The following is a 12,119-nucleotide window of genomic DNA, read 5'->3' as shown; positions in this document are numbered from 1 at the left end:
TCATGACCGTGATCAAGCAAGACGACCTGATTCAGAGCGTTGCCGACGCCCTGCAATTCATCTCCTACTACCACCCCGTGGATTTCATCCAGGCGATGCACGAAGCCTACCTGCGCGAAGAATCGCCGGCGGCCCGTGACTCCATGGCGCAGATCCTGATCAACTCGCGCATGTGCGCCACCGGCCACCGGCCGATCTGCCAGGACACCGGCATTGTGACCGTGTTCGTGCGCGTGGGCATGGACGTGCGTTGGGACGGCGCCACCATGAGCCTGGACGACATGATCAACGAAGGCGTGCGCCGCGCCTACAACCTGCCGGAAAACGTCCTGCGCGCCTCGATCCTGGCCGACCCGGCCGGCAGCCGCAAGAACACCAAGGACAACACCCCGGCGGTCATCCACTACTCCATCGTCCCGGGCAACACCGTGGAAGTGGACGTGGCGGCCAAGGGCGGCGGTTCCGAGAACAAGTCGAAGATGGCCATGCTCAACCCGTCCGACTCGATCGTCGACTGGGTGCTCAAGACCGTTCCGACCATGGGCGCCGGCTGGTGCCCGCCGGGCATGCTGGGCATCGGCATCGGCGGCACCGCCGAAAAGGCCGCGGTCATGGCCAAGGAAGTGTTGATGGAATCCATCGACATCCACGAGCTGAAGGCCCGCGGTCCGCAGAACCGCATCGAGGAAATGCGCCTCGAGCTGTTCGAGAAGGTCAACCAGCTGGGCATCGGCGCCCAGGGCCTGGGCGGCCTGACCACCGTGCTCGACGTGAAGATCATGGACTACCCGACCCATGCCGCCTCCTTGCCGGTGTGCATGATCCCGAACTGCGCCGCCACCCGCCACGCGCACTTCGTGCTCGACGGCTCGGGCCCTGCCGCCCTGGAGGCGCCGCCTTTGGACGCCTACCCGGAAATCGTCTGGGAAGCAGGTCCCTCGGCCCGCCGCGTCAACCTCGACACCCTGACCCCGGAAGAGGTGCAGAGCTGGAAGCCGGGCGAAACCGTCCTGCTCAACGGCAAGATGCTCACCGGCCGCGACGCCGCGCACAAGCGCATGGTCGAGATGCTGAACAAGGGCGAGACCCTGCCGGTGGACCTGAAGGGCCGCTTCATCTACTACGTCGGCCCAGTCGACCCGGTCGGTGACGAAGTCGTGGGCCCGGCAGGTCCGACCACCGCCACGCGGATGGACAAGTTCACCCGCCAGATCCTCGAGCAGACCGGTCTGCTGGGCATGATCGGCAAGTCCGAGCGCGGCCCGACCGCCATCGACGCGATCAAGGACAGCAAAGCCGTGTACCTGATGGCCGTCGGCGGCGCCGCCTACCTGGTGGCCCAGGCGATCAAGAAGTCCAAGGTACTGGCGTTCGCCGAGCTGGGCATGGAAGCGATCTACGAGTTCGAGGTCAAGGACATGCCGGTCACCGTCGCGGTAGACAGCAAAGGTGAATCGGTGCACATCACAGGTCCCGCGATCTGGCAGCAGAAGATCAGCGAAAGCCTGGCGGTGGAAGTGCAGTAAGCGCTTCGCCCGTTACACAGAAAAGGCCGGCCTGTCGCATGACGGGCCGGCCTTTTTTTGTGCCGCTAAACATGGGGGAGCCGGCCTGTCGGCGATGGCGGCGGGTCAGGCAACAGAGATGCGGGCAGTACTGGCCTCATCGCTTGCAGGCAAGCGCCTACAGGTTTTTATGGTGTGCAGCATTCCTGCGGACAGCCGGGATCCCCTGTGGGAGCTGGCTTGCCAGCGATGGCGGCGGGTCAGTCACCGAAGAAGTCGGCTGTGCCGGGCCTCATCGCTTGCAGGCAAGCGCCTACAAGGGTTGGGTGAACACACACCTGTCAGACCTGACAGGTCACAGCCGCCCGCTTTCCTGATAGCGTCGGTTCATTCCCCCGCCAGGAAACGCCGGATCATGGCCGATCAAGACCTGAGCATCGTCACCCCCTCCATCGCCCAGAGCGCCTCGATCGCCACGATCGGCAAGAGCTGGGGAGCCGTCGGCCCCACCGGGGCGGCCTCGTTCGAACTGCCGCTGCCGCTGTCCGCCGGGCGCGGGTTCGATCCGCAGTTGTCGTTGACCTACAGCAGCCAGACCGGCAACGACCCGTTCGGCATCGGCTGGAGCCTGGGCGGCCTGCAGATCGCCCGGCGCACCCACAAGGGCACGCCGCGCTACACCGACCACGACGAGATCGTCGGCCACGACGGCGAAGTGTGGATGCCGGAGCGCGATGAGCAAGGCCGGATCCGCTCGCGCAGCGAGAGCCGCTACAACGGCCTGGACATCGGCCCGCACAGCGTCGTGCGTTTCTGGCCACGGGTCGAAAGCGACTTTGCCCTGCGCGAGCGCTGGCAGCCGGACGACGGGCGGCCGCCGTTCTGGCTGATCCACGGCGCCGACGGTTCGCTGCAGGTGTACGGCAAGACCCCAGCGTCGCGCCGGGCGGACGCCGACGACCCGGCGCGGGTGAGCGCCTGGCTGCTGTGCGAAAGCATGAACCCGTTGGGCGAGCACGTCTGCATCACCTGGAAAGCCGACGACCAGGACCCCGATCCCTTGCACGACTACCGTGCCCAGCGTTACGTGCACCAAGTGCTCTACGGCAATTTCACCGCCAGCAAGGATCTGTACCTCTGGCGCACGGACGATCCGGCGACCCTGGACTGGCATTTTCATCTGCTGTTCGACTACGGCGAGCGCACCCAGGACCTGGCGCAAAGGCCACCCTACGACGGCCCGTCGCTGCAGCCCTGGCCGCTGCGGCCGGATCCGTTCTCGACCTTCGCCCAAGGGTTCGAACTGGGCACCCGGCGACTGTGCCGCCAAGTGCTGATGTTCCATCACTTTCCCGATGAAACCGGCGCCGCGCCGGTGCTGGTCCGGCGTCTGCTGCTCGAATACACCCCGGACACGCCCGCCTGGACCTACAGCCAGATCAGCGCCGCCCACTACCAGGCCTGGGACGCCAGCGGGGCAGTCGAGCACACTCCGCCCGTGGAGTTCGAACACTCGCCGTTCACCCTCGACAAGACGCCCAGGCCGCTGCTGATGCAAGGCCCTCAGCCCGGCATCGAGGACGGCCGCGCCTACCAGTGCGTCGACCTGTACGGCGAAGGCGTGCCGGGGTTCCTCTGCCGCTACGATCAGGCCTGGCACTACCGCGAACCGCTGCGCGGCGAATCGGATGCGCAGGCCATCGCCTACGGCCCCTGGACGTTGCTGGACAGCACACCCGTCGCCAACGCCAGAAGCGCGGTGCGTCAGTTGCTCACCGACCTGACCGGCGACGGACGGCTGGACTGGATCACCGCCCAGCCGGGTCTGACCGGTTTCCGTACGCTGAACGCCGACCGCACGTTCGCGCCCTTCGTCCCGTTCAACGCCTTCCCGACGGAGTTTTTCCACACCCTGGCGCAACTCGGCGACCTGTCCGGGGACGGCCTCGCCTCACTGGCCCTGATCGGCCCGCGCTCGGTGCGCCTGTACGCCAACCGGCGGGAAACGGGCTTTGCCCCCGGCGAAGAGGTCGCGCACCTGCCGGACGACGACCGCCTGCCGCTGTTCAGCCCCGCGCCCGACGAACTGGTGCTGCTGGGCAACCTGCTGGGCAGCGACATGCCCGAGCTGTGCCGCATCCGCCACAACGAAATCAAATGCTGGCCGAACCTGGGCCACGGCCGTTTCGGCACAGGCCGGGTGATCTGCCCGTTGCCCTTCGACCGCGAAACGTTCGACGTCGCGCACATCCGCATCGCCGATCTGGACGGCTCCGGCGCTCCGGCGTTGATTTACCTGAAGTCCGACGGTTTCGAGCTCTACCTCAACCGCGGCGGCCGGGGGCTGGAGCAAACGCCCGTCACGGTGCCGTGGCCCGAAGGCGTGCGTTACGACGCGCTGTGCCAGGTGACGCTGGCCGACCTCCAGGGCCTGGGCTGCGCCAGCCTGATCCTGACCGTGCCGCACATGGCGCCCCGACACTGGCGGTACGACTTCGTGTCCGCCAAGCCCTACCTGCTGACGGCCAGCAACAACAACATGGGCTGCAGCACCCGCGTGAGCTACCGCAGCAGCGCCCAGGAATGGCTGGACGAAAAGCGCGACCGGCTCGCCGCGCACCCGGCCGTCCCGCCCGCCTGCCACCTGCCCTTCCCCGTTCAAGTGGTCAGCCGCCAGTTGCAGCTGGACGAAGTCACCGGCAATCGCCTGACCCAGACCTTCACCTACCGCGAGGGCTTCTATGACGGCGAAGACCGCGAGTTCCGCGGGTTCGGCCACCTGCAACAGCGCGACAGCGAGTCGGCCGGCGCCGACAGCGACCCAGGCTTCACCGCACCTGTGCGCCTGCACACCTGGTTCCACACCGGGCGATCCATCGACCGGCCGCGCGAGGGCTATTTCGACCGCGACCCCGAAGCCGTGCCGCTGGGCCGAACCGTGTTCAGCCGCTTCCACCCAGGCGACGGGCTCGATGAACCCGTCACGCCGCCCGACGCCGACACCGAACACGCCATCGCCCGGACGCTGGCCGGACTGCCGGCCCGCAGCGAGACCTACGCCGACGCGGACGACCCGGTCACGGCGCGGCCCTTCGCCGTGACCGAACACCGTTACCGGGTGCGCGAGGTTCGGGCCAAAGGCCCCCACGATGCGTATCCGGTGCTGTTGCCGCTGACGCTGGAACAGCTCGATCATGCCTACGAGCAAGTGATCGAAGACCCGCTGAGCCGCCACGAACTGACATTGCGCCACAACGCCTACGGCGTCCCGCTGCACACCCTGACCGTGCATTACGCCCGTCGCCGCACCGAGTCCGACCCGCCGCCGTTCACCGACCCCGACGAGCAGCAGTGGTGGCGCGACGCCCATGACCAGGCCCAGCAATCGTTTTACCTCAGCGAGACCCACGCACGCTTCATCGACCTGGACGGCGATCCGCAGCACTGGCGCCTTGGCCTGCCCTATCAGGAACGCGGCAATGCACTGGCGCTGCCCAAGGGCCCCTTGCCCGGTGGGTTGACGCCGGAGCAGGTGTCGTTCGAATACCTTTTTCGGCATCAGGATTCGCCCGAGTGGAACACCCGGCGCACGCTGACCCGCCAGAGCGTGCAACGCTACCTCAAGACCGAAGACCAGACGCCTCTGCCCGACGGTCAGGCGGATTTCGAGGCCCTGGCCGCGCCCCTGGAAGTGGCGCAGATGGACAAGACCGCCCTGGAGGCCTATGCGGACGTGCCGCCACCGTTCGACATCCGCGCCGAACTGGCCGCCGTCGGCTACGCCCCGATGCCCCTGCTGTTCGAGGGAGCGCCCCTGGCCGACGCGGAGGAAAACCTGTGGTCGGCCCGCTACGGGTTTGCGGCCTATGCCGCCGGCGAAGGGTTCCACCGGGTGCTCGAATACAACGAAACCGCCAGCCACGGCATCACCCGGACCACCTACGACCCTTACCGCCTCGCGGTGCAGAGCGTCGTGCTGCCCGACGGCTGCACCACCCGGATCGAGTACGACTACCACGCCCTGCAGCCGCTGCGCATCGTCGATGCCAACGACAACATTCAAGAAGCGCTCTACGAGCCCTCCGGCCAGCCGCTGGCCCTCGGTTTCCACGGCACGGAGAACGGCCTGCCGGCAGGCTTCCGCCCGTTGAGCGAATACGTGCGGCCGGTGGATCACCGGCCGGGCCCCGCCATCGAAGATCCCGAAGGCGCCGTGCAGCAGGCCGCCGGCACCCTGCGCAAGGACCTGTTCAGTTGGATGGGGCAATTGCCGCCGACCGCACTGGCGGACGCCGGGCGCGTGGCGCGATGGGTCGGCGCCGGCCTGATCCTGCCCGACGGCCACATCCGCGCCAGCGCCCGCCGGCGTCTGGCGCAGGACGCCGATTTGACGGCGCAGGAACAGGCATTGGGCGAAGCCATCGCCCTCGTCCCCCGCGAACCGGTGCACAGCGTCATCCTGCGTGCCGACCGCTACCCCGATGATCCGGTGCCGGCGCAGATCCAGATCGTCAAGGCCTGCATCGACGGCTTTGGCCGCGCCTTGCAGACCCAACAGTTGGTGGAACCAGGACTTGCGTATGCGGTGGACGCCGACGGCTCGCTGATCATCGAGGACGGCCAACCGATCGAGGTGCCGGCCGATCCGCGCTGGCGCATCAGCGAACGGGTCGAATACAACAACAAGGGACTGGCCGTGCGGCGCTTCCGCCCGTTCTTCGCCGACACCCACCGCTACGTCAACGATGCGTCGCTGCGCGAGCACGGCTTTTTCGATCAGCTGTTCTATGACGTGACCGCGCGTCCGGTCCGGCTGGTCAACGCCAAGGGCCACTTCTCCCGTGAGACGTACCACCCCTGGTATCACATCAGCGAAGACTTCAACGACACCGACGAATCGGAGGCGCAGCCATGAATGTGCATCGGCGCACGCCTGCCGTCACGGTGAACGACGGCCGCGGCCTGGCGGTCCGCCAGGTGGCTTACCTGCGCACGCTGGCCGAAGACGACCCCGTCGGCCTGGTGACGCGCTTTGAGCACGACATGGCGGGGCATCTGATCGCGCAAAGGGATCCGCGCCTGGCCGCCGCGAACCTGATCAACGTGTACGCATTGAACGGTGCGCCCGTGAGGACCGACAGCGTCGACGCCGGCTGGCGCCTGAACCTGCCGGGAGCCGCCGGCCAGGTCGTGCGGCGCTGGGATGCGCGCGGCTTCCATTGGCGCAGCACGTACGACCCGCTGCTGCGTCTGGTCAGGGACGAAGAGACCGGCGGCGCCGATGCCGAGACCTTTACCTATGCCGACGCCTCGGCCGATGCGGGCCACAACCTGCGTGGCCGGACCATCGAACTGACGGATCCGGCCGGCACCGTGCGGTGGCCGGGCTTCGGCCTGCTCGGCGAAACGCTGGAGGAATCGCGCTCCTTCGGCGACGGCGACACCTTCGTCACCCGCTGGCGCTACGGCCCGCTGGGCGCACGACTGGAACAGACCGACGCCGGCGGACACCGGCAACAAGCGGACTTCGACCTCGCCGGCCAACTGCGCCGGACGCACCTGCAACTCAACGGCCAGGCCTCGTGGCAAACGGTGCTGTCCGATGCGCAGTACAACGCTGCCGGGCAGATCGTCGAGCAACAGGCCGGCAACGGTGCGGTCAGCCATTGGCGCTACGACCCGGCGGACGGACGCCTGATCCGTCAGCAGGCGCAGGTCACCGGTCAGGCTGCGCTTCAAGACTTCGGATACGAATACGATCCGGCGGGCAACCTCACCCGGATCCTCGACCACGCCTTCACGCCCAGCCACTTCGCCAACCGACGGGTCGACGGCCACCGCAGCTTCACCTATGACTCGCTGTACCGCCTGCACACCGCCAGCGGCCACGACGACGCGCCCCCCTCGGACATCCCCGGCCTGCCGCAACCGACCGACCCCGCCGACCGGCGCCCTTACGTGCAGACCTACACCTATGATCACGGCAACAACCTGACCCGGTTGCGCCACGTGCGCGACGGCGCCAACCACACCCGCCGGATGTTCATCGACCCCGCCAGCAACCGCGGCGCGCGCTGGGCCGAAGGCGACGCTGAACCGGTTATCGGCAACCTGTTCGACCGCCACGGCAACCTGCTGGCGCTGCAACTCGGCCAGCCGCTGCAATGGAACGCCCGCGACCGCCTGGACACGATCACATTGGTGCAGCGCCCGTCCGGCCCCGACGACCAGGAACATTACCGCTACAGCCAGGGCGTGCGGGTCTTAAAACGCCACGACTTCCACAACGCCGCCAACAGCCACTTCCACGAGGTGCGCTACCTGCCGGGGCTGGAGATCCGCACCAAGGACAACGGCGAAACCCTCCACGTCATCACCCTCGCCGCCGGCCCGGGCAACGTGCGCTGCCTGCACTGGGAGCGCGGACAGCCACCCGGCATCGACGCCGACCAGTTGCGCTACACCCTGAGCGACCCTCTGGGCTCCTGCGTCATGGAACTGGACGCCCGTGCGCAACTGATCAGCCACGAAGGCTATTACCCGTTCGGCGCCACCGCCTGGATGACCGCGCGCTCAAGCCTTGAGGTCGGTTACAAAACGATCCGCTATTCGGGCAAGGAAATGGACGTGAGCGGGCTGTACGACTACGGCGCCCGCCATTACGCGCCGTGGCTGCAGCGTTGGGTCAGCGCCGATCCGGGGGGCGCGGCGGACGGGCTGAACCTGTTCGCGTTTGTGGGCAACGGACCGTTGCGATTCATCGACGCAGCCGGACAAAGCAAGGAAGAATGGCAAATCATGAACTATTCGGACTTCATTGCCGAACTCGGCACGGAGGCGGCAACGGCGCTGGCGCAGATCGACAACGTCATACACCAGACCGGAATCGGCAAGGAGTTGCTGAAAAACCTGGCAGCAGAGTCTCTCGCCGCAGTAGTCGGCTATTACGGCGGTTACGGCGCGGGAGAAGTATTGGGCGCCCTGGCACCGGACGTGAACGCGATTCCTTTTGTGGGCGGCATCATCAGCGGCAATGCCGGCGGCGATCTGAGCGGTTCGATGGCAGACGCGGCCATTCCCAGCGCACGTTGGATTCGGCCTCTCGTACCGCAGACGTCAACCATGTCCATTGCAGCGATCGACAAGAGACGGGGCATCAGCGCAAGCGAGACCGGCGATATTTCTGTACCGCGGGCCGCAGGTTTCTTCTTGAACAGAATCGTCGGATCGGTGATTCCCGCCATGAACGTGATACTGAACATGGGCTCCAGGGTTCAGGAAGCCGAAGACATCCAGAACCGTCTGACGCCAGCCAAGATCGAGAAAATCGACTCAATGCTGGCCGAATGGAAGATAGCGGTGAATGAACGCTGGGATCGCAGTCAGGCTGCCTACAAGACCCTGAAGGTCCCGACGGTCAATCCGGCCGCTGTTTTTCCCAACGTCAACTACATGACTCCTGAAGAAGTGCTGGCACCGATCCACCAGTCGGATCTGAAGCAGAAAACCGCGATTGTTCTGGATCTCATCGCCCAGGCCCAGAAAGGCATGGATTGGTACAAGGAAATGGGCACCACCGACAATCAATACCTGATGAAGCAATCACGCCTAAACGCGGAAGCCGCGAAAAGGCATTGACTCACGGGGCCGATCTCTCGCTCCGCAGCGACCGCATCCGACCGGCCACCCTTGCCGAAGACATCAAGAACGGACTGACGCCGATGAAGATCCGAAAGATCGAGACACTGCTCACCGATTGGCAGGACGCCATCGAAACACGCTCGGCCAGGGTCGAAGCGGCCTTTGAAGCCGGTGGTGGACAAATACATAATGGCTAGCTCGGTCCATCGGCGAACGCCCTCGCTTACGGTGCAGGACAGCCGCGGACTGGCCGTGCGTGAAGTGGCTTACTGGCGAAAGTCCGCAGGCGACGTGGCGCAATCGCTCATCACTCGCCAGTCCTACGACCTGGCCGGCCGCTTGAGCGGGCAATCGGATCCGCGCCTGTTCGCCGACGGCCATCGACCCAATCTCGTCACCGTCCGCACACTGGGCGGCGAACCGATCCGGATCGACAGCGTCGATGCCGGCCGCCGTCTCAGCCTGCCGGGGCCGGCCAACGAAACGCAGCAGCGCTGGGATCAGCGCGGCAACCATTGGCGCTACCGTCACGACCCCATGCTGCGGGTGATTGCCGTCGCCGAAAATCAGCAGGATGCCGTCGAGCGGTACACCTACGCCGACAGCGGCGCCGATGCCAGGCACAACCTGCGGGGTCAACTGACCGGCGTGCTCGACCCGTCCGGCACGATCATGTTCAGCCAGTACGGCCTGCTTGGCCAATCGCTCGACGAGGCCCGCCGTCTCGCCGGCGAAACCGACGCCTACATCACCACCCGAAGGTTCGACCCGTCAGGCAATGCGGTGCTGGTCACCGACGCCGGCGGGCACCGGCAGGAATCGCACTACGACATCGCCGGACAACTCGCCCGGGTGTCGCTGCGGCTGGCCGGTGCCGACGGGTCGGAGCCGGTGGTGCGGCGCAGGGCATACAACGCCGCCGGTCAACTGACGGAGCAACTGGCCGGCAACGGCGTGCTGAGCACATGGTTCCACGATGCGGCCGACGGCCGCCTGATCCGCCAATTGGCCGGCAAGGATCAGGAAAGGCCTTTGCAGGATCTGCGTTACCTGTACGATCCGGCGGGCAATGTCCTGCGCATCGAAGACCACACCCAGGCCACGGTGTATTTCGCCAACCAGCGTGTGGAGCCGCACCGCCATTTTGTCTACGACTCGCTGTATCGGCTGATCGAAACCCGTGGTTTCGAGGGCGATATCCCTCAGCAGTCACCGGGCCTGCCGCAGCCGGTCCAGCCCATCGACCCCGGCCGGCGTTTCGGTTACGCCGAGCACTACCGCTACGACGCCGGCAACAACCTGGTCGAACTGCAACATGTGCGCGAAGGCCACAGCTTCACCTGGCAGACCGTCATCGATGCCCGCAGCAACCGCGGTGTGCGCCAGAAAGCGGGCCAACCCGACCCGGTGTTCACCGAACACTTCGACGCCCACGGCAACCAATTGAAACTCCAGCCCGGTGCCCTGCCGCTGGAATGGAACAGTCGCGACCAACTGACGCGGGTGACCTTGCTGCGTCACAGCAACGGCCTGCCCGACGACGAGGAAACCTACCGCTACAGCCAGGGCGAGCGCATCCACAAGTGCTGGCTGAGCCACACGCCATCAGTGACTCACCGGCGCGAAGTGCACTACCTGCCCGGCCTGCAGATCCATACCCGCAGCGATGGCCAGCGGCTGCACGTCATCGAACTGCCGGGCGCCCGCTGCCTGCACTGGCTCAGCGGCAAACCCGCCGACATCGAAGCCGACCAGTTGCGCTACAGCCTCGACGACCATCTGGGCTCCTGTTCGCTGGAGCTCGACCGCAAGGCCGGCGTCATCTCCCTGGAGCACTACTACGCCTTCGGCGGCACCGCATGGTGGGGGGCCCAATCACTGCTGGAGGCCAGCTACAAGACCGTGCGCCATTCGGGACAGGAAATGGATGCCAGCGGCCTTTACCACTACGGAGCCCGCTACTACGCGCCCTGGCTGCAACGATGGGTCAGCGCCGATCCGGCAGGGGATGTGGATGGGTTGAACCTCTATGCGATGGTCAACAACAACCCTATTCGCTACATCGACGTCGGTGGCACCGGGCTGGAGGAAAGTCAGGCACGGCAGCGGATCGACGAGTTTTCCAGCGTGCTGAATCTCACGAACAGCGAACTGAAGAAACTTAACTACCAGCTCTACAACCTCACCCGCAAGCGTGACATCTACAAGACCGCCGCAAAGAAACTGGCATTCTCCGTGGCAACGTTTGCGGTCGCCATCAAGGCCGGAGCGGCGGGTGCAGCCGGCGGCGCGGCGTTAGGCGGCCTGACCGGCCCGGCAGCGCCGGTGGTGACTCCGATAACGGCCGCCGTCGGCGGAATAGTGGTGGCCGATGTCGTGGTCAAGGGCATGGATCAGTTCGGTGAGAAAACCGGTCTGGGCTACTCGATCATGCCTGACCCGGCCACGCTCTCCGTCAAGGCATTGCAGAAGAAAGTCGCCGCCTCTCCCTATTCGTTGCAGGCCATTGTCGGCAGTTTCAATCCGCAAACGTCTCAGGGGCTGGTGAAAGCAGGCATCGAAACGACGGCCAGGGTGATCGGCAAGCACCTGAAGATTCCTTACCTGAAACAAGCTCTGAACATTGCACGCCAGATGAGTCAGTTGACCGAAGCACTCAACGGATCCTGGGGCCAAGGCGATCTGGATCAGATCACTCTGCGGCTTGATGAACTGACGACCTTTCTCGATCGCGAAGAAGCCCGAACCCTGGAGAGCTTCAAGACATTGGCCCATGCAAGCGCGGAAAATGCGCAGTCGAAAGGTACGAGCGGCCTGTCGATGACACTGGTCAACGAACAAACGTCCATCGAGGAAAACCTGAAGATTGCCCGAAGCGCCATCAGCCACTCAAGGAACCTGCTGTCTCGCGTTTCTCAATATCTGCTGGAAAAGCAGCTCGCCGCGTGAGCCACCGGCTCACCGAGAACAGAG

General features: G+C 65.7%; 4 protein-coding genes. All 4 read left to right on the top strand.

Going from position 1 to position 12,119, the window contains the following annotated elements; all coding sequences use genetic code 11:
• Positions 1-2: 2 nt before the first annotated feature.
• Positions 3-1,526 (top strand): fumarate hydratase, encoded by a 1,524-nt coding sequence (locus KVG96_RS03360; RefSeq protein ID WP_085580370.1) that lies wholly within the window; start codon positions 3-5, stop codon positions 1,524-1,526.
• Positions 1,527-1,920: 394 nt separating this feature from the next.
• The gene (locus tag KVG96_RS03355) at positions 1,921-6,420 is read left to right on the top strand and encodes a SpvB/TcaC N-terminal domain-containing protein (protein ID WP_217890810.1); all 4,500 of its coding nucleotides are present in this window, start codon (positions 1,921-1,923) and stop codon (positions 6,418-6,420) included.
• Positions 6,417-9,143, top strand: a complete 2,727-nt coding sequence (locus KVG96_RS03350) for an RHS repeat domain-containing protein (protein WP_217890809.1) — start codon at positions 6,417-6,419, stop codon at positions 9,141-9,143. Before KVG96_RS03355 ends, KVG96_RS03350 begins: the two co-directional genes overlap by 4 nt.
• A 174-nt stretch (positions 9,144-9,317) precedes the next feature.
• Complete coding sequence (locus KVG96_RS03345) at positions 9,318-12,095, top strand: RHS repeat domain-containing protein (protein ID WP_367617485.1); 2,778 nt, start codon at positions 9,318-9,320, stop codon at positions 12,093-12,095.
• Positions 12,096-12,119 lie beyond the last annotated feature (24 nt).

Origin of the sequence: Pseudomonas ekonensis (assembly GCF_019145435.1) — a bacterium.
In the GTDB taxonomy this organism is placed as follows: domain Bacteria; phylum Pseudomonadota; class Gammaproteobacteria; order Pseudomonadales; family Pseudomonadaceae; genus Aquipseudomonas; species Aquipseudomonas ekonensis.
The sequence above is the reverse complement of the archived record's forward strand: the minus strand, read 5'-3'. Positions and strand labels throughout refer to the sequence as shown.